Below are 18,145 nucleotides of genomic sequence, written 5' to 3'. Positions count from 1 at the left end.
CTCGATCACCGGTACTCGAAGATCGACCTGAATATTCCAGGCGCGATCACCGACAGCGGATTGATGTCCAGCAGCGGCTTGTTGGCATTGCCCTTGAGCCGGTAGGTGACACCGATCAGGCCACGGTCGCGGCCATTGCCGAGCAGCGCGCCAACGATGGGCAATTCCCCGAAGATGCGATTGAGGCCATAGACCGGCATGAACGTGCCGGTCATGTCCATGTTGTTGTTCTGGTCGTAGAGCGTGCCCTGGAACGTCGTGCCGATGCGCGGACCGCGCAGCACGCCATTGGCCAGTTTCAGATAGCCGCTGCCCTTGTCGATCTCGGCGTAACCGCGTTCGAACTTCACCCGCGACGTGTCCAGCTTGCCCTTGACCGCCTGGTTGAGGCTGCGGTTGTCACCGGCCGGCGTGGTCGAGACGATGGAGGCGAGTTTCGGTTCGTTGACGACGAAAAAGTTGCTGGTGTCGACCTTGCCCTTGAGCGATCCGTCGCTCGGCCCGGCCAGTGCGAGCGTGATCACGCCGCCTTCCATATGTTCGTAGATGTTGAGGAATCTCAGAATGGCGCCGGCGTCCGCGGACTGCATGTTGAGCGTGCGCCGGCCGGCGCCGGTGGTGTTGCTGATTGATATGGCCGCACCTGAACTGGCCGTGGCGCTGACCTTCAGCCCGTTCACCCGCGAGCCGGCCGCGCTGTAGTCGAGCTTCAGATTGGACAATTGCTCGTCGTGGAAACCGGTCAGCCGGTCGACATCGGCGCTGACGGAAATGGCGTCGGAACCGGTCGTCTTGGTCGCTGTGTCGACGTCCGAGGTGAACTGCTTGATGAGCGAGCGGGCATCCAGCGCATTGCCTGATATGTCGACCGCGTAGCCCTTGCCGGATCGCTTCACCGACACCGCAACGTCGTCGCCCCTGTTCAAGGTGACCTTGCTGAACCGCGCCGACGACAAGGCGCCATTGACCAGCACGATGCTGCCGTCGACGGAGAACGTCTTTCCGTCGAGGTCGAAATCGGACAGCGTCATGGTCTCGCCGGACCTGGTCATGACGAAGGTGACCTTGGCGGGGACCCCTGCCCCCTTGCTCCAGCCCGCCCAGGGAATGTCCAGCCTGGCGTTGGTCAGATCGGCCGAGACGTTCTGGTCGCCGCTGCCGTTCTTGTCGATCGCCACCTTTACCGTTCCGGCAAGCAGCGGCTTCAGGCCGGGCATGGCGGCGGCGCGGATCTTGTCGTCAAGCACCAAGGCCACCTTGCGGCTGCGCGCGGGCCCGTCATCCCTGAGCGGCTCGATCAGATCGAGTTCAGCCGGAATGCCGTTCAGCGATGCCTTGGCGGAGATCACCGCCTTTACAGGGTCGACCGTGATCGAACCGTCGGCATCCGTCACGGTCTGTCCCTCGAAAGGCTTGGCCAACGACATACCGGTGTAGTCGAGCGACACCAGCCAATCGAGCTTCGAACTGTCGACGCCCGACTGCAGCGGAATATCAGCCTTGACGTGGCCGGTGACGCTGCCCGACAGCTCTTCCGGCAGAATGCCGACATGGCGCATGGCGTTGATCGGCTCGTAGGATGCGAGTTCGGCGACGGCCGACGCTTCGCCGTCGACGTCGATATCGAGCGCGCCGACGACCGGCGGGCGGTTGGCCGCCTTGACCGTCAGCGTGCCGTTGCTGGCCGCCACGGTGCGGCCGCTGGGCATGTAGACGGTGCCCGAGGACAGGGAGATATCGACATCGTTGCCGTGGAAACCGACGACACCGACCGCGTCGCGTATCGGCGGGATGCGGCCGGCGGTGTCGAAGCGCGATCCCTCGATCTGGAAGCGGCCGAACACCTCATCGGCCGAAAGCGGCACGCCGTTGCCAAGCCGGCCCGGCACAACCTGGAACTGAAGGTTGGCGTCGACGACACGGCCGCCGAACAGATTGGCCAGCACCCAGAGCCGGGCATTGCGCGCCGAAAACCACGGCCACAGCTGCTTGACGTGAGAGACCTGCATGTCGTGGATGTTGAACGCCAAATTGATCCCCGGCACTTTGCCGTCGACGAACGCCACGGCAGCGGTGCCAAGCACCTCGCCGGAGCCGGCGGACCGAAGCGCGATCTGCTCGGCGACCAGTTTGTGGCTCACCGTATTGTAGACCCCGGCAATTCGGGCGAGGAAGGTGAGCGCCGGCTCGGGCGACTCCGAAGGCGCAAGCGACGACCCGTCGCTGGTCAGGTCGTAGCGATAGGAGGGTTCTTCACCCACCGCTCCGCTTGCCGGCTTCGGCCCGATCGACCCGGCGAAATCGAATGTCGAGCGGCCGGTCTTCAGCAGCAATCTGTCGACCTGGATCTTGTTGCTGCCCGCAACCAGCGTCGCATTGATATCGACGTCCGCCGGAAGCAGTCCTCGCGTGCCGAGATCAAGGACAGAACCCGTCGACGACAAAGCGGCCGTCAGCCGCGATGCGTTCGCGCCGAACCCTTCCGATCCCGTCAGCTTCAGCGCGACGGTTCCCAGCTTGCCTGCAGCGGCCGCCATGTCGCCGGTATCGGCCAGATCGACGCTCGCATCCAGTGCCGTGACGCGGTGCGCCGCGATATCGCGGGAGGCGGAAGCGGCAACGGTAGCCGTCCTGCCGTCGATGTCCGCCGTGGACGAGAACTGCATGCCGCCCGGGCCTGACTGCACGACGGTGGCGTCGGTGAGCTTGACGAGCTTGATCGCTCCGGTTTCGGGCAGCACGAATTCGACATTGCGAAGGTCGATCCGGCGCAGCGAATCCTCCCGCACGGCATCGAGTGCGTGGTTGATGTTTCCGAACACCGCGGCGGACAGCTTCTCCGGATCGATGAGGCCGTCCGCATTGCGCAGGCCGGCGGTCCAGTCGCCGCCGGACGGCATCGCAGCCACGACGATGCGGGCATCCGAGATCCTGGCGCTGGTCAGCCGCACATCCCCCCACAGCAGCGGGAACAGACGCACGCCGAAGCGCACGCGGCCGGCATCGGCCATCGGCTTGCCGTCTGATGTCTTCAAGCTGACGTCGCTGACCTGAAGCGCGATGAAACTCGAACCGTCGAGCGTGATGCGGGCAGGCCCGACCGCGACATTGACATCGACGCCCGCCAGTTTCTCGAGCGCCGTTTCCGCCTCGGTGCGAAGCCGGTCGGCCCCGATGCCGGAGGCGCCAACCAGATAAACGAGCATGGCGGCCAGCAGCACGAAAGCGACCAGACCTGCGAACAGTCGCGACAGGATGCGAAAACCGCGTCCGATCGACGCCTGACCGAGCGGCGGCACACGGCAGGCGGACGGAAAGGTCCCCAGGTCGGTGATCTCATCACGCCTGAACCGGATCTTCTCGTGCTGCGGTCGCTCCTGATCCACGCAATTTTCCGTTGTACGAACTCGATCGTGGACGAATCCCCGTCCGACACTATATCGGTGTGGCTTCGCGCGTAACCTCAAACAAGGGCATCGGTATGGCTGACCTCGACGTAGGCGATCTCGCGCCGCAATTCGACCTGCCGCGGGACGGCGGCGGATCAGTCAGCCTTGCCGCATCGTCCGGCAAGCCCATCGTGCTCTATTTCTATCCGCAGGACGACACAACAAGCTGCACGCAGGAGGCGATCAGCTTCTCGCAGCTGAAGCCGGAGTTCGAGAAGGCCGGCGCCGTGGTGATCGGCCTGTCGCCCGACCCCGTCAAGAAGCACGACAAGTTCAAGTCGAAGTACAATCTGACCATCGACCTCGCCGCCGACGAGGAGCGCAAGGTGATCGAGGCCTACCATCTGTGGGTCGAGAAATCGATGTATGGCCGCAAGTATATGGGGGTCGAGCGCGCGACGTTCCTGATCGGCCGCGACGGGCGGATCGCCAGGATTTGGCGCAAGGTCCGCGTCAAGGGCCATGCGGAAGAGGTGCTTGAGGCCGTTCGTGCGCTTTGAGATTTTACCGGCGAGGCCGGCCCGGTTTCCCTTACAACCTTGCGCACGCCTGGCGGGCAACCGCTGCGGACAAGTCGGCGCTGCAAGCCTTTGTTAACCTTAATAATGTGTAGTCAAGCTGTCGTGGTGTCGTAAACGAAAGCTTGGTCCCGTGAACGCAACCGGTCAGTCCGCAGTATTCGGCAGACGTAAGGAGCCCCATACGGTCATCATCGCCCGGGGCAACGAGATCAGGCATTTTACGATCCGACCGTGGCTGGCGGCCTTTATCGGCTCGGCGCTGGCCGCCATTGCCATAGGCTACCTCATGGCCACCTCCTATCTCGTGCTGCGCGACGATTTGATCGGCGCCACCACGGCGCGTCAGGCGCGCATGCAGCAAGCATATGAAGATCGCATTTCGGCGCTTCGCGCCCAGGTCGACCGCATCACCAGCCGGCAGTTGCTCGACCAGCAACTGATGGAAACCAAGGTCAGCGAACTGCTTGAACGGCAGAGCCAGCTGAGCCAGCGTCACGGCCGCCTTGGCCCGCTGCTCGAACGCGCCGAGAGCGAAGTCGGCGCAGCGCCGGCCGAATATCCGGCAGCGGTTGCGAAGCCGGACAAACGCGCCGAAGTGACCGGCAGCATCAAGGAGCCCGCGCGGAACTATGCGGTCGCCAGCCTGAGCGCCGATCCCGGGGCCGGCGACACAAGGCCGTTCTCGCGGTGGTCGACCCGCTCCGATCCGCTGCCCAACGATTCAGCCGCCGATCGTGCCGACAAGCTCTTCGTCTCGATCAACCAATCGCTGAGATCCATCGAGAGCGATCAACTGACCCGCATAAGCACGCTTGCCGACAATGCCTACAAGAGCGCCGATGCCATCACCCAGGCGCTCGAGGCGGCCGGACTGCCCGTCGACAGCGACTTCGGCAAGGGCGACAGCGATGTCGGCGGACCGCTCATCCCGGTCGACAGTTCGATGATGTTCGACAGCAAGGTCAAGGAGTTGGACGAAGCGCTTGACGCGCTCGACCATCTCAAGAAGGAAGCGCGCCAACTGCCGCTGACCAACCCCGCGCCGGGCCACTCCGTCACCAGCCCGTTCGGCGTGCGCACCGACCCGATCCTCGGCACCGCGGCACTGCATTCCGGCATGGATTTCAGGGCGCCGATCGGCATGGCCGCCAAGGTCACCGCGCCCGGCACCGTCACCAAGGCCGGCTGGAACGGCGGCTATGGCCGCATGGTGGAAGTCGACCACGGCAATGGCTTTGCGACACGTTACGGGCATCTCAGCGAGATCGACGTCACCGTCGGCGAGAAACTGGACGCCGGCGCCGTCATCGGCAAGACCGGCAGCAGCGGCCGCTCGACCGGCCCGCATCTGCACTACGAAGTCCGTCACAATGGCGAAGCGATCGATCCCTTGCGCTTCCTCACGGTCGGCAAGAAGGTCGCCCAGTATCTGTAAGCGATCCTGGGCTCCTGCCCCATGCGCCGATGACCATCATGATGGCTGACTAAGGCGCTTCCATCGACAGAAACGCCGTCGCTGCCGCAACCAGGGTGGCCGCGCCGACCTTCAGCGCGGCCTCGTCGACACGAAACCGGGCATGGTGGAGCGGAAACACCGATCCGATCTCCTCGTTGCGGATTCCCAGCCGAAAATAGACCGACGGGCGTTTCTCGCTGTAGTAGCCAAAGTCGTCCGCGATCGTCCATCCGGGCGTTTTGAGGACGTTGTCGGCACCGATGCAGGCCTTGGCGCTGGCGGCAATCAGCTCTGTCATCTCGACATCGTTGACGACACCAGGTTCGCCCTTGTGGATGTCGACCTCGACACGCGCGCCGTGGCTTGTCGCTACCCCATCGGCTATCGTACGAACGCGGTGCCAGGCCCGCTCGCGGGTGGCGTCGCTGCCGCTTCGGATGGTGCCTTTCAACGTGACCTTGCCGGCGGTGACATTGTAGGCGTTGCCGCCGTTGATGGCCGTCACGGAAATCACCAGCGGATCGTACGGGTCGATCTCGCGCGAAACGATCTTCTGCAATTCGCTCACCAGGGAGCAAGCCACGGCCAACGCATCGACACCCTCATGCGGTTTTGCCGCGTGCGCCGCCGAGCCGATGACGACCACATCGAAAGTGTCGCAGGCCAGAGTGTAGGGACCGGAGCCGACGGCGATCTTGCCGGTCGGTGTGTACGGATCGACGTGGACGCAGATGGCGGCGTCGATATCGTCGAGAAGCCCCTCTTCCACCACCCGCCTGCCGCCCGACGGTTCGTCCTCCTCCGCCGGCTGGAAGATCAGGCGAACGGTGCCGCCAAAACTGTCCCGCGACTGGTGAAGATGCGCGGCGACCGCGAAAGCCATCGATGCATGGGCGTCGTGGCCGCAGGCATGCATCACGCCTGGATTCGTCGATGCATAATCGACGCCGGACTCCTCCTCGATCGGCAAGGCATCGATGTCGGCGCGAATGGCGACCTTTCGATTTGACGGCTTGCCGGTGCCGACAATATCGACGGCAAGGCCAAAGCCGGCGACGTCGCGAATGTCGGCAATCCCCTGATCCACCAGCATCTGCCTGAGATAACGCTGCGTGCCGGCCTCTTGGTTCGAGAGCTCGGGATTGCGGTGCAGATGGCGGCGGACCTCGATCATCCGATCGAGAATTCCGGCGGCGATATCGGTCGTCACGGTTTTCGCAACACCACCCGCCGTGGCCGAACCCTCAGGATTTGACATGGATCTCTCGCGGGAACTTCGTCAGGGTCTCATGGCCGGTTTCGGTGACCAGGATGGTCTCGCTGATCTCGATGCCCCAGCCGTCCATCCACATGCCGAGGATGGAATGAACGACATTGCCCGGTTCAAGCACGGTCTTGTCGCCCGGCCTGAGGCTGATCGTGTGCTCGCCCCAATCCGGCGGATAGGCAACCCCGATGGAGTAGCCGATGCGCGATTCCTTCTTCAGTCCGTAGCGCTGGATGACCTTGCGCCAGGCGGCTTCGACGGCTTCGGCTGATGTTCCCGGCCTGACCGCGTCGAGCACCGCATCCATGCCCTCGATCACCGCTTTTGCCGTGTCCGAAACATTTGTCGGCGTCTTGCCAAGCTGCATGGTCCTGGCGAGGCCGGCGGCATAGCGGCGGCAGACGCCGGCAAGTTCCAGCGCGATCGTCTCGTTTTCCCCGAACCGCCTGTCGCTCCACATGATGTGCGGCGCCGAGGCATTCTCGCCACCGAGGATTGTCGGTGGAAGCGCGGTGATGTCGCCGGCAAAATCCGGGCTGCCCGCAATCTGCGCCGCCTGGATGGCGGCGATGGCATCGCATTCGCGAACACCCGGCGCAATCACCTCGAAGGCCCGCGTGACGGCCGCTTCGGCCAGGGTCGATGCCTTGCGCAAATACGCGATCTCGGGCGCCGATTTGACCGCGCGGATCCAGTTCACCAGCAGGTCGGCATCGTGCCATTTTGCGTTGGGAAGTCCGGCGACAAGCCGGGCGTGCGCCTTGGGGGAGAAATAATAGGCTTCGAGTTCGATGCCGATATGTCTGCTCCCCCAGCCCCTGGCGACGATCCAGTTTGCGATCCAGTCCATCGGATGGCGATCGACGCGCTGAACATGGTCTTCCGGGAAGCCAACCACGTTTTCCGGCTTCATCCAGGCTGTCAGAAGACCGCCGGCCGCATCCATGGCGCGCCCGATCCAGACCGGCTCGACCTCTTCGATTGGCACGAGCACGACCTGGGGCGTATAGAACGACCAGCCATCATAGCCGGTGATGTAATGCTGGTTGGCAACGTCGTTGACAACAAGGAGCTCGAGACCGCGCTTGGCCATCTCGGTGCGGATTTTTCGTAGCCGCTGTTGGTACTCGTCGCGGGCAAACGGCAATTCGATCATCTTTGCTCCATGCTTTGTCGGATCAACGGTCGCGGGGTTCGCCCACCTTTGAAACGGTTTCGACATGGCGGCAATCAGCCAGGGCGGCGTGTGAGCAGGTCCTGAACCGAATACGTCCTCGAAGGCCTTCCCTGGAAAACTTCGTCGTGAATTTATTTTTGAATTCCATTTGACTGAATAAATAAGCAATGCAAAGCTGCGCTCTCCTAAGGGGCGCAATCATGGCACTGCGGGGGACCAATCAGGAGTTCGGGCGGCCGTACAACCGGCGCATCGTGCTTGAGTCCATCCGCCTGCATGGACCGATCGCCCGCGGCGAGATCGCCCGGCGCGTCGGCCTCACCGTCCAGACGGTGTCGACCATCGTTCGCGAACTGGAAGATCAGGGCTACATCCTGTCGCTGCGCGAAGAGCCGAAGGGGCGCGGCCTGCCGCCAGCGACGCTCCGGATCAACCCCGATGGGGGCTATGCCGTCGGCATCCACATCACTCCGCTTGGTATCAGCGCCGCCTTGATCAATCTGAGCGGCGACGTGATCGAGAGCATCTACCGCGAGGCGCCAAATGCGACGCCGGACCACGCCTTCGAGCTGATCGGGGCGATGGTGGTGGAATTGACCAGACTACGGGCTGGCGGACGGGTGCTGGGCGTCGGCATGGCCCTGCCCGGCCCATTCGACGTGGAGTCCATGAGTTTCGTGGGGCCGACCACCATGACCGGCTGGAAGGATGTAGCGCTGCGCGAACGGCTGGCGGCCTCCACCGGATTGCCGGCCTTCTTTGAAACCGATATGGCAGCAGCCGCCATGGGCGAGCGCCTCTACGGCCTCGGCGCCCAGTTTTCCGAATATTACTATCTCTATTTCGGCGTCGGCCTTGGCGGCGTCATGGTTCATGATGGCAGCGCCTTGCGCGGCGCCTGGGGAAATGCCGGCGAGATCGGGCACATTCCCGTTATTCCGGGCGGCGAGGCTTGCCCGTGCGGCAACAGCGGCTGTCTCGAAAGATATTTGTCGCTCGAGGCGCTCCGGCGCTGGAACGGCAGCGAGGCGGATTGGGTCGCCGAAGTCGCACCGATCTTTCACAACGCCGTCGCCGTCATCGAGAACCTGTTCGACCCGGAGACGGTCATCCTCGGCGGGCTGGCGTCCGCCGACCTGCTCGAAATGCTGGCTGGTTCGGCCGGAGGCCTGCACAACTCCGTCTCGGCTCGCAAGGACCGCACGACGCCCAGGGTTGTGGTCGCACGCGGCGGGCAGCATTCCGTGCTGCGCGGCGCCGCCGCCCTTGCGGTTTCCGGGGTGCTGTCACCTCGCTTCGGGCAGATGTTCGCGGCCGAACGCGAACGCGAGCGCGACCTTCTCAAAGGCAGGGAGATTGCGGCATGAGTGAACCCCTGCTGGTGCTCGACAACGTCACCAAGAACTATGGCGCGATCGAAGCGCTCAAGGGCATCAGCTTCTCGATCGGCAAGGGCGAGGTCGTGGCGCTGCTGGGCGACAACGGCGCCGGCAAATCGACACTGGTCAAGATTATCGCCGGCGGACTGGAGCCGACCTCCGGCCGAATGCTGTTCGAGGGCAAGGAGTTCCTTGCCCGGTCGCCCGCAGAGGCCAAGGCAGCCGGCATCGAGACCGTCTACCAGGACCTGTCGCTGTGCACCAATGTCGACGTGGTCGCCAATTTCTTCATGGGCCGCGAAATCACCAGACAGGTTTTCGGCATTCCCGTGCTCGACGAGCGCGCCATGGAAGCCGTCGTCGGAAAGGCGCTGGCCAGTGCCGGCACCCGCATTCCCTCGCTGCGCGCCAATGTCGAGCACCTTTCGGGCGGCCAGCGGCAAGCCATCGAGCTCAACCGGTTCGTGCATTGGGGCGGCAAGCTGGTGCTGCTAGACGAACCGTTCGCAGCGCTCGGGGTCGAACAGACGCGGCGCGGCCTCGACATGATCCGCCAGGTGGCGAACCAGGGCATCGGCGTCGTCATCATCACCCATATCATGCAGCAGGCTTTTCAGGTCGCCGACCGGATCGTGGTGATCCGCCAAGGCGTCGTGGCCGGCGATGTCGCACGCAATAAAACAAGTCCCGATGCGGTGATCAACATGATCACCGGGTGAGACGCTTGCCGGTGCCGGACCGACAGGCTGAGGGACAAAGAGGGGTCCGGCTTAAGAGGAGCGAACGACATGAAGCGAATACTTCTTGCTGTCTTCGGTATCCTTGCACTGGCCTTTGCCACGCTCACGCCGGCATTCGCCCAGTCCAAGGGTATCGTCTACTATATGGTGCCGACCCTGCTGGACGAGTTTCAGACCGGCTCGGTGAGCGCGCTGGAACTGTTCCTGAAGCAGACCGGCTACGAGATGAAGACGCTGAACGCCGACAACAAGACCGACGCCCAGCAATCGCAGATGAACGATGTCATCGCGCTGAAGCCGGCGGCCATCATCCTGGCGGCAGTTGACTTCAATGCACTGAAACCGTCGATCGAGGCAGCCCGCGCCGCCGGCATCCCGGTGGTCGAGTTCGACCGCCAGATCACCTCGACGCCATCCGACTTCACCTCTGTCGCCGGAACGGTCGAGATCGGCTACGTCGCCGCGGACCAGGCCGAGAAGCTGCTGAAAGCCAAGAACGGCTCGGTGAAGGGCAAGGTTCTGCAGGTGCTCGGCGATCCCGGCGATCCCTATACGCTCGACATCCAGAAGGGCTTCGAGGAGAAGATGAAGGCGTTTCCGGACGTCAAGATCATCTCGCTTCCGGCCATGCAATGGGAAGCCAGCAATGCCGGCACAATCGTTGCCGACCAGATGTTGGCCAACCCCGACATCGACCTGATCTTCAGCCATGCCGCGCACCTATCAGTCGCCGCCGTCGCCTCGCTCGAGGCGGCCGGCAAGAAGCCGGGCGACGTCATGCTGATGAGCTCGAACGGCGCGCCGGTCGGCCTCGACCTGATCCGCAAGGGCTGGCTCAACGCCGAAATCGAGCAGCCGCTTTACGCGCAGGCCGCGGCTGTCGCCATGTTCATGGACAAGATCGTCAAGAAGCAAGAGATCAAGCCCGGTGAATACGACGTGCTCGGCTTGAAATCGACCGTGACCAAGGAAGCCTGGGGTCCGAACATCAAGATCCCCGGTGCCGCCATCACCAAGGAAAACGTCGACAATCCGGCCTTCTGGGGCAACCAGAAGCCGCCGACGGACACCGTCAAGTCGGTCGAATAGTCATTGAAAGCGCTCCGGGCCGTAACGGCCCGGAGCCTGCCCCTTCACACCGCCGCGTCCGAAAGGATGCCGTGGCGAATTTGAATCCGCGCCTTAACCCGACGAAATCGAGTTGATTTCGCGGGGGCGCCAACCGGATCAGCCCATGAACCCGCGCACACGCAAAGCCCTGGAGTTCGTACTCGACAACCTCGTCTGGTTCATGCTGCTGTTCGTGCTGGTGGTCTTCTCCATCTTCGTCCCGAACTACTTTCAGCTCGGCATCTTCGCCAACATCATCGAGGCTTCCAGCGTGCTCGGCGTCATGTCGATCGGCCTGGCGCTGGTGATCATCGCCGGCCACATGGATCTGTCGGTCGAATCCGTCGCAGCGCTCAGCGCCATGGCGGTCGGCATCCTGTTCTGCTCGTCGGGCATCGGCATGGGCGTGCAGCTGCATCCCGAATGGCTGATGGTTCCGGTTTCGCTGCTGCTGGCGCTGGCCGTCGGCGGCCTCATCGGCGCCTTCAACGGCTATCTGGTGGTCAAGGTGAAGATGAGCGCCTTCATCATCACGCTGGCGTCCTACATCTGGGTGCGCGGCCTCGTGCTGGTCGTGTCGGGCGGCCGCTCGGCGCAGGACCTGGCGCCGGCCATCCGCTGGTTCGGCATCCAGCGCCTGGTCGGCCTGCCGCTCACCGCCTGGATCGCGGTTGGCTGTTTCGTGGTCTTTTCGCTGGTCATGGCCAAGACGCCGTTCGGCCGGCATCTGGTGATGATCGGCGGCAACGAGACCGCGACCTTCCGCGCCGGCATCCGGGTGAACCGCAATCTCATCATCGCCTTCGTGCTTGCCGGCGCCATTGCCGGCCTTGCCGGCTGGCTGCTGGCGATCCGCACGTCGGGCGCCACCGCCAATCTCGGCGTCGGCTTGCTGTTCAACGCCTTCGCCGCCGTCGTCATCGGCGGGGTCAGCCTGAAAGGCGGTGTCGGCACCCTCCCCGGCGTCTATGCCGGCGTGCTTTTGCTCTCGGCCATCAACACGGCGATCAATTTGATGGGCCTGCCGGCCAATTTCACCCAGGTGATTCATGGCCTGCTGGTGTTGGCCGCCGTGCTGCTCGACGCCTTCAAGCAAACCATTCGCCAAAGACTCGCATGACAGGACGGCTCGCATGACCAATCGGTTACAAGACAAGGTAGCGCTGATCATCGGCAGTGCCCGTGGCATCGGCAAGGGCATCGCGCTACGCTTTGCCGAGGAAGGCGCGAGGCTGGTGCTCGCCGACACCGAGGTCGAGGCCGGGCAAGCCACCGCTGGCGAGTTGGGCGTCCCCTTCATCCGCACCGACATCTCGCAAATGAGCGACGCCGAGGCCGCCGTGGCGCTGGCGCTCAAACTCCATGGCCGCCTCGACGTCATCGTGCAGAATGCCGGCATCTATCCCTGGCAGCTGATCGAGAACACCAGCGCCGAGGACTGGGACCGCGTCATGGCGGTCAATCTGCGCGGCACCTTCAATGCCAGCCGCGCGGCCCTGCTGCCGATGAAGGCGCAAGGCTTCGGCCGCATGCTCTACACCTCCTCCATTACCGGCCCGCATGTCACCAGCCCGGGCCATGGCCACTATTCGGCCAGCAAGGCCGGCATCAACGGCTTCATCCGCGCCGCCGCACTGGAATTCTCCGGCTACGGCATCACCGTCAACGGCGTCGAGCCCGGCAACATCCTGACCGAAGCCATCGAGCTGCATCGCGGCGCGGCTTACATCAAGAACATGGAGGACTCCATTCCGCTCGGCCGCCTCGGCAGCCCGCGCGACGTCGCCAACGCCTTCCTGTTCCTCGCCTCCGACGATGCCAGCTACATCACCGGCACGACCATTGTCGTCGATGGCGGGCAGTTGCTGCCGGAGGGCAATGATTTTCGACTGTTGCCACCGTGAGTGCAGCACGAACCAGACGACTCGGTTCCGTGTCTGGGAACAGTTTGAATGGACTATGGAATGGTGGGCGATGACGGGCTCGAACCGCCGACATCTTCGGTGTAAACGAAGCGCTCTACCAACTGAGCTAATCGCCCGCTCCGGGCCGGACCTTTAAGCGGTCAGGGTCCGCTTCGCAAGGCCAAATGAATGCAGGACGCCCTGGTTGGATGCCGGTTTTGCCAACAAAACGCCGGCTGTCAAAAAACCTTCTCCTGTTTGCTGTTATGCTGTCCTGTCACGCTTGACACCCGGTGGCGAACCCCTTATCCAGCGCCCCAACGACGAACACGGCTGACACGTGTTCGCCATGCGCGGGTGTAGCTCAGTTGGTTAGAGTGCCGGCCTGTCACGCCGGAGGTCGCGGGTTCGAGCCCCGTCACTCGCGCCATTTCTCTCAAGGGATACAACCCCTTGGCTTCGGAGAAATGTCGACATTGATTGTCAAAAATATTGTCTTGCAAGAGACCTGAGGTCACTCAGGTCCTTTCAGCCCTTGCCTACGCCTGGCCCTGCAAGATCACCCCTCGCCAGCAGCGCCTCGACCTCCTGCAGCGTCGGCATTGACGGCGCGGTCCCTGGCCGGGTCACCGAAATGCCAGCGACGGCACAGGCGAAGCGCACCGCTTGCAGCGGCTCCACGCCCCGCGACAACGCGGCGGCCAGGCCGCCATTGAAGGCATCGCCTGCCCCCGTGGTTTCGGCCACCGGCCCGGCACTGACGGCTGGAACATGGTCGGAGTGGGTCGTCGAGTGCAAAAGCGCGCCCTTGTCGCCGAGCGTGACGATGACCGTGCCGACCCCCTTTTCGAGCAGGCTGTCCGCGGCGCGCCGCGCCTCGTCGACCGAGGACACCTTCATCCCGGTCAGTTCCTCCGTCTCGGTCTCGTTGGGTGTGAGATAGTCGCAGAGCGTGTAGATGCGGTCGGGAAGCTTTGCCGCGGGGGCCGGATTGAGGATCGTCGTCACCCCTGCCGCACGCGCGATCTCCAGCGCCCGCATGGCTGCTTCGATCGGCTGTTCGAGCTGGGTGACGAAGACGCCGGCACCGCTGATCAGCCCGGCATTGGCTTCGATGTCGGCTGGTGAGATCAGCATGGCGGCACCGGGGCTGACGATGATGGCGTTGTTGCCGGTCGTCTCCTCGACGAAGATGTAGGCCGCGCCGGTGTAGCTTTCCGGCGTGTCGATGACGGCATTCCTGACGCCCGCCTGCGCCCAGGTCTGCCTGGCCATGTCGGCGAAGGGGTCTACGCCGAGGCGGGTGAGGAAGGTGACGTCGGCGCCGAGCTTGCCGGCGGCCACCGCCTGGTTCGAACCCTTGCCGCCCGGACCCAGCGTGAAGGATGTGCCGAGGATGGTTTCGCCCATGCGCGGCTGCCGCTGCGCCCTGTAGGCGGTGTCGGCGACGAAGACGCCCAATATCACCACAGGCTTCATGACGACCGGCTTGCCCGAAGCCATGCCGCTACTCCGCATCCGGCGGTACGACGCCCTTGCGGAAGGCGAAGCAGCCGTAGAAGCGGCGTTCGCCGGTCTGGATGACGCAATAGGCCTGTTTGGCGCGCTCGTAGAAGGCGTAGCGCTCGACCGCGATCATCGGCCACGACTTTCCCTCGGCCTTGTCGACTTCCTTTTGCACTTCGCTTTGCACGGGCGGAATCTCGTCGGGCTTGCCGACAATCTCCATGCGTGCGGCGGAGTCGTCGACGAATGTGTCGAGCGGGTAGAGCGACAGCACCGCCTTGACCACTTGCGCCGCCGACGCATCGATGCGCAACACGCGGCCGAGCGCCGTCTGGCGCGCCACCGAATCGGACGGAAAATTGGTGTCGGCGATGATCAGATCATCGCCATGCCCCATTGCCCGCAATGCCTGCAGCACGTCGGCATTGAGCAGCGGGTTGATGCCTTTGAGCATGGTATTCCTCGTGAGTTGGGATCAGAGACGCTTGCCGGTCTCTGCGTCGAAAAGGTGGATCTGATCGAGCCGGGGCTTCAGGGTCAGCGTGTCGCCGGGCTTGAAGTCGTGCCGCTCACGAAACAGCGCCACCATCTCGCCGTCGCCGAAGCGCAGGAACACCAGCGTTTCCGAGCCGGTCGGCTCGACCACCGAAATCTTCGCTGGCACGCCATCGGGATGGATCTCGAGATGCTCCGGGCGCACGCCATAGACGACAGCCTGGCCATCCTGCGCTGCATTGCCTGGTGCAATCGGGAACAGCGTGCCTGCAATGTCGACACCGGGCCTGGCACCCTTGCGCATGACGCCCTTGAGCAGGTTCATCGAGGGCGAACCGATGAAGCCGGCGACAAACAGGTTGGCCGGTCTGTCGAACAGTTCGAGCGGCGCGCCGACCTGCTCGATGCGGCCGTCGCGCATGACGACGATCTTGTCGGCCATGGTCATGGCTTCGATCTGGTCGTGGGTGACGTAGATGGTAGTGGTCTTCAGCCGCTGGTGCAGCTCCTTGATCTCGGTGCGCATCTGCACGCGCAGCTTGGCGTCGAGATTGGAGAGCGGCTCGTCGAACAGGAACACTTGCGGATTGCGCACGATGGCGCGGCCCATGGCCACGCGCTGGCGCTGGCCGCCGGAAAGCTGGCGGGGATAGCGCTTCAGATAAGGGTTGAGGTCGAGGATATCGGCGGCGCGCTTGACCCGCTCGGCGACCACGGCCGGATCGGTTTTCCTGAGCTTGAGGGCAAAGGCCATGTTCTGCTCGACCGTCTTGTGCGGATAGAGCGCATAGTTCTGGAACACCATGGCGATGTCGCGCTTGGCCGGCGGCAGATGATTGACGACGCGGTCGCCGATGGCGATCGTGCCGGCGGAGACGGTCTCCAACCCAGCCACCATCCTGAGCAACGTGGACTTGCCGCAACCCGAAGGGCCAACCAGCACCACGAACTGTCCGTCTGCGATATCGACGCTGACTTCGTGCAGAACCTTGACCGTTCCAAAGGCCTTGGCCACCTTGCTGATCGCGACTTGCGCCATATCTCCCCCATCGGCTCCATTAGCCGTAGGCGCAGAAGCTACCCAACGCGACCTGCCAGGGCAAGTCGGTCTCTTATAGATAAAAACCCGCTCTCGTTGACACGGCGTTTGGTTGTGAGAATAGTGGCAGGCGCTGGTCAAAATGTCGGTACCCGATCCGCAGGGAATTTCAATCGACGCAGGGTGGGGTCCTGCCTAATTCGTTTCCGAACCGGGGAGCATCCTTGGCGCTCCAGCGTCCGACAGTTGGCCGATTTATTCACACTGATGTTCTGGGAGGAATAGGCGATGAGAACGGGTCTTTACGACAAACTGGTTCGAGCCGGCGCCACAAGGCGCGATATATTGAAGGGTGCGGCCAGCATGGCCGCGATCGCAGCCGCATCCGGCGCCGGACTTGGCGCCTTGACGCGCCCGGCCTCGGCGGCAAGCGAATTGCGCACAAAAATCCTGCAGATCCCCGGCGTCGGCAAAGGCCAGCCGACGGACGCCGATTTCCAGAAGGTCGGTGAACTCTGCCTCGAGGCGACCAAGGCCAATGTCAAGGAAGGCGAATTCGCCGGCGTCGAGCTGACCTTCATGGGTCTCAACAACCAGAACCTGCACAATGTGCTGTTCCGCGGCTTCCTGAAGCCATGGGAGACCTACACCGGCGCCAAGATCAACTGGATCGACCTGGCGCAGGCCGATTACAACGCCCGCCTGCAGCAGTCGATCGCGACCGGCACCGTCGACTTCGACATCATCGAAATGGGCGCGCCGTTCGAAGGCGATGTCTGCGGCAAGGGCCTGACCTCGGAAATGCCCGACTGGGTCAAGACCCAGATCGATTTCGACGATCTGGTCAGCTATCTGAAGCCGCCGGTCGGCACCTGGGACGGCAAGCAATACCGCGTGACCGTCGACGGTGACGCGCACAACTTCAACTACCGCACCGACGTGTTCGCCGATGCCGACCTCGCCAAGGCCTGGAAGGACGGCGGCGGCGAAGGTGAATGGGGCGTGCCGAAGACCTGGCAGCAGGTTCAGGCGGCGACCAAGTTCCTCAAGGGCAAGAAGCTCAAGGACCAGGACGTCTACGGCTATCTCGACGCGCCAAAGCCCTGGGGCGGCTTCGGCTTCTATTTCCTTGGCAGCCGCGCCACCGCTTATGCCAAGCACCCCGACGACAAGGCCTGGCTGTTCGACGCCGACACGATGAAGCCGCGCGTCAACAATCCGGCCTGGGTGCGCGCCATCCAGGACGTCATCGACGCGCTGCCGTCCGAACCCGCCGACCAGATCAACGCCGATCCGAACACGACCGCCTTCCAGCAGTTCCTGGCCGGCACCGGCTCGATGGTCACCTGGTGGGGCGATGTCGGCTCCAACGTCAAGACCAACGACTCTTCCGTCGTCGGCGACGTCACCGGCTTCTCGATCCTGCCTGGCTCGGACGATGTCTACAATGCGAAGACCGGCGCCTGGGACAAGCTCGCCAGCGGCCCGAACTATGCGCCCAACTGCGCCTATCTCGGCTGGGGCGTCTATGTCATGGCCCGCGTCGATGCCGACGAAAAGAAGAAGAAGGCGGCATGGTCCGCCGCCGCTCATCTCGGCGGCAAGGACCTGTCGATCTGGACGGCGATGTATCCATCGGGCTTCCAGCCTTACCGCAACTCGCATTTCGACATTCCCGAATGGGTGGCGGCCGGCTACGACGAGGCGTTCATCACCTCCTACCTCAAGTCGGAATCCGACAGCTACAACCATCCGAACGCGGCGATCGAGCCACGCATCCCCGGCATCTTCCAGTACTACAGCGCCGCCGAGGACATCCTGGCCAACACTTTCGCCGGCAAGATGAAGGCGCAGGAAGGCGCCGACGCCATTGCGGCGGCCTGGGAGAAGCTGACCGACCAGATCGGCCGCGACAACCAGATCAAGCTCTACAAAGCTTCGCTCGGCATGTAGGCTGGCCTATGAACCGTGGGGGGGGGGGGGACGCGGGCCCCCATTAAAAACCGCACCGGCGGCGACGGGCGGGAAAACGGCGCGCTTTTTGTGTGGGCCGACGTGTGGCGCGCACCACGGTGCGGGCGAGTTCCGCCCGGACGCAGTGT

Annotated in this window: 13 protein-coding genes, 2 tRNA genes and 1 pseudogene; 9 read left to right on the top strand and 7 right to left on the bottom strand. The window is 63.6% G+C overall.

The features are described from left to right. Positions 1–5 precede the first annotated feature (5 nt). The gene (locus tag NKJ11_RS30955) at positions 6–3,386 is read right to left on the bottom strand and encodes a hypothetical protein (RefSeq protein ID WP_352794984.1); all 3,381 of its coding nucleotides are present in this window, start codon (positions 3,384–3,386) and stop codon (positions 6–8) included. 95 nt (positions 3,387–3,481) lie between these two features. Between NKJ11_RS30955 and NKJ11_RS30950 the strand changes: the two genes are divergently transcribed. Together NKJ11_RS30950 and NKJ11_RS30945 are read left to right on the top strand one after the other, a co-directional pair. Further along, the gene (locus tag NKJ11_RS30950) at positions 3,482–3,949 is read left to right on the top strand and encodes a peroxiredoxin (RefSeq protein ID WP_023810305.1); all 468 of its coding nucleotides are present in this window, start codon (positions 3,482–3,484) and stop codon (positions 3,947–3,949) included. A 151-nt stretch (positions 3,950–4,100) separates the two neighbouring features. Beyond that, complete coding sequence (locus NKJ11_RS30945; protein WP_352794983.1) at positions 4,101–5,405, top strand: M23 family metallopeptidase; 1,305 nt, start codon at positions 4,101–4,103, stop codon at positions 5,403–5,405. Between the two features lie 49 nt (positions 5,406–5,454). On the opposite strand, the gene NKJ11_RS30940 is transcribed toward NKJ11_RS30945, so the two are convergent. Together NKJ11_RS30940 and NKJ11_RS30935 are read right to left on the bottom strand one after the other, a co-directional pair. Then, on the bottom strand, positions 5,455–6,684 hold the full coding sequence (locus NKJ11_RS30940; RefSeq protein WP_352794982.1) for a M20 metallopeptidase family protein: 1,230 nt from the start codon (positions 6,682–6,684) through the stop codon (positions 5,455–5,457). Further along, a complete protein-coding gene (locus NKJ11_RS30935; RefSeq protein ID WP_128305436.1) occupies positions 6,671–7,849 on the bottom strand; it encodes a M24 family metallopeptidase in 1,179 nt (392 codons plus the stop codon). The genes NKJ11_RS30940 and NKJ11_RS30935 overlap by 14 nt, the downstream gene beginning before the upstream one ends. A gap of 221 nt (positions 7,850–8,070) precedes the next feature. On the opposite strand from NKJ11_RS30935, the gene NKJ11_RS30930 reads away from it, so the two are divergent. From NKJ11_RS30930 to NKJ11_RS30910, 5 genes and pseudogenes are all read left to right on the top strand, one after another. Next, the gene (locus NKJ11_RS30930) at positions 8,071–9,237 is read left to right on the top strand and encodes an ROK family transcriptional regulator (protein WP_128305437.1); all 1,167 of its coding nucleotides are present in this window, start codon (positions 8,071–8,073) and stop codon (positions 9,235–9,237) included. Next, positions 9,234–9,999 (top strand): annotated as a pseudogene (locus NKJ11_RS30925) (ATP-binding cassette domain-containing protein). Before NKJ11_RS30930 ends, NKJ11_RS30925 begins: the two are co-directional and overlap by 4 nt. Positions 10,000–10,037: 38 nt before the next feature. Next, the gene (locus NKJ11_RS30920) at positions 10,038–11,078 is read left to right on the top strand and encodes a sugar ABC transporter substrate-binding protein (RefSeq protein WP_013532176.1); all 1,041 of its coding nucleotides are present in this window, start codon (positions 10,038–10,040) and stop codon (positions 11,076–11,078) included. Positions 11,079–11,223: 145 nt separating this feature from the next. Next, a complete protein-coding gene (locus NKJ11_RS30915; protein WP_352794981.1) occupies positions 11,224–12,219 on the top strand; it encodes an ABC transporter permease in 996 nt (331 codons plus the stop codon). 13 nt (positions 12,220–12,232) lie between these two features. After that, positions 12,233–13,003 (top strand): SDR family oxidoreductase, encoded by a 771-nt coding sequence (locus tag NKJ11_RS30910; protein ID WP_352794980.1) that lies wholly within the window; start codon positions 12,233–12,235, stop codon positions 13,001–13,003. A gap of 61 nt (positions 13,004–13,064) precedes the next feature. Here NKJ11_RS30910 and NKJ11_RS30905 read toward each other — a convergent pair. Further along, positions 13,065–13,140: transfer RNA gene (locus NKJ11_RS30905), tRNA-Val, on the bottom strand. A gap of 216 nt (positions 13,141–13,356) precedes the next feature. On the opposite strand from NKJ11_RS30905, the gene NKJ11_RS30900 reads away from it, so the two are divergent. Beyond that, a tRNA-Asp gene (locus tag NKJ11_RS30900) sits at positions 13,357–13,433 on the top strand. Positions 13,434–13,531: 98 nt separating this feature from the next. Here NKJ11_RS30900 and rbsK read toward each other — a convergent pair. The 3 genes from rbsK to NKJ11_RS30885 are packed head-to-tail and all read right to left on the bottom strand — an operon-like array spanning position 13,532 to position 16,043. Continuing rightward, positions 13,532–14,506 carry a ribokinase gene (gene rbsK / locus NKJ11_RS30895; protein WP_352794979.1) on the bottom strand — a complete coding sequence of 325 codons (975 nt, stop codon included), beginning with the start codon at positions 14,504–14,506 and terminating at the stop codon, positions 13,532–13,534. Positions 14,507–14,510: 4 nt separating this feature from the next. After that, a complete protein-coding gene (locus NKJ11_RS30890; RefSeq protein ID WP_352794978.1) occupies positions 14,511–14,963 on the bottom strand; it encodes an RbsD/FucU family protein in 453 nt (150 codons plus the stop codon). Positions 14,964–14,984: 21 nt separating this feature from the next. Continuing rightward, entirely contained in the window at positions 14,985–16,043 is a 1,059-nt protein-coding gene (locus NKJ11_RS30885) for an ABC transporter ATP-binding protein (RefSeq protein ID WP_023810294.1), read from the bottom strand. Between the two features lie 288 nt (positions 16,044–16,331). Between NKJ11_RS30885 and NKJ11_RS30880 the strand changes: the two genes are divergently transcribed. After that, positions 16,332–17,996 carry an ABC transporter substrate-binding protein gene (locus NKJ11_RS30880; RefSeq protein ID WP_127288684.1) on the top strand — a complete coding sequence of 555 codons (1,665 nt, stop codon included), beginning with the start codon at positions 16,332–16,334 and terminating at the stop codon, positions 17,994–17,996. The last annotated feature ends 149 nt before the right edge of the window (positions 17,997–18,145 follow it).

Source organism: Mesorhizobium sp. M0243, from assembly GCF_040321775.1.
Taxonomy (GTDB): domain Bacteria; phylum Pseudomonadota; class Alphaproteobacteria; order Rhizobiales; family Rhizobiaceae; genus Mesorhizobium.
Note: the sequence above shows the minus strand (reverse complement) of the source record. Positions and strands in the feature narration are given on the sequence as shown.

Bases quoted from the DNA above. Each gene is read 5' to 3' on its own strand.
- NKJ11_RS30930 (WP_128305437.1), top strand. From the start codon at position 8,071: ATGGCACTGCGGGGGACCAATCAGGAGTTCGGGCGGCCGTACAACCGG.
- NKJ11_RS30885 (WP_023810294.1), bottom strand. From the start codon at position 16,043: ATGGCGCAAGTCGCGATCAGCAAGGTGGCCAAGGCCTTTGGAACGGTC.
- NKJ11_RS30890 (WP_352794978.1), bottom strand. From the start codon at position 14,963: ATGCTCAAAGGCATCAACCCGCTGCTCAATGCCGACGTGCTGCAGGCA.
- NKJ11_RS30940 (WP_352794982.1), bottom strand. From the start codon at position 6,684: ATGTCAAATCCTGAGGGTTCGGCCACGGCGGGTGGTGTTGCGAAAACC.
- rbsK (WP_352794979.1), bottom strand. From the start codon at position 14,506: ATGGCTTCGGGCAAGCCGGTCGTCATGAAGCCTGTGGTGATATTGGGC.
- NKJ11_RS30935 (WP_128305436.1), bottom strand. From the start codon at position 7,849: ATGATCGAATTGCCGTTTGCCCGCGACGAGTACCAACAGCGGCTACGA.
- NKJ11_RS30950 (WP_023810305.1), top strand. From the start codon at position 3,482: ATGGCTGACCTCGACGTAGGCGATCTCGCGCCGCAATTCGACCTGCCG.
- NKJ11_RS30880 (WP_127288684.1), top strand. From the start codon at position 16,332: ATGAGAACGGGTCTTTACGACAAACTGGTTCGAGCCGGCGCCACAAGG.
- NKJ11_RS30915 (WP_352794981.1), top strand. From the start codon at position 11,224: ATGAACCCGCGCACACGCAAAGCCCTGGAGTTCGTACTCGACAACCTC.
- NKJ11_RS30910 (WP_352794980.1), top strand. From the start codon at position 12,233: ATGACCAATCGGTTACAAGACAAGGTAGCGCTGATCATCGGCAGTGCC.
- NKJ11_RS30920 (WP_013532176.1), top strand. From the start codon at position 10,038: ATGAAGCGAATACTTCTTGCTGTCTTCGGTATCCTTGCACTGGCCTTT.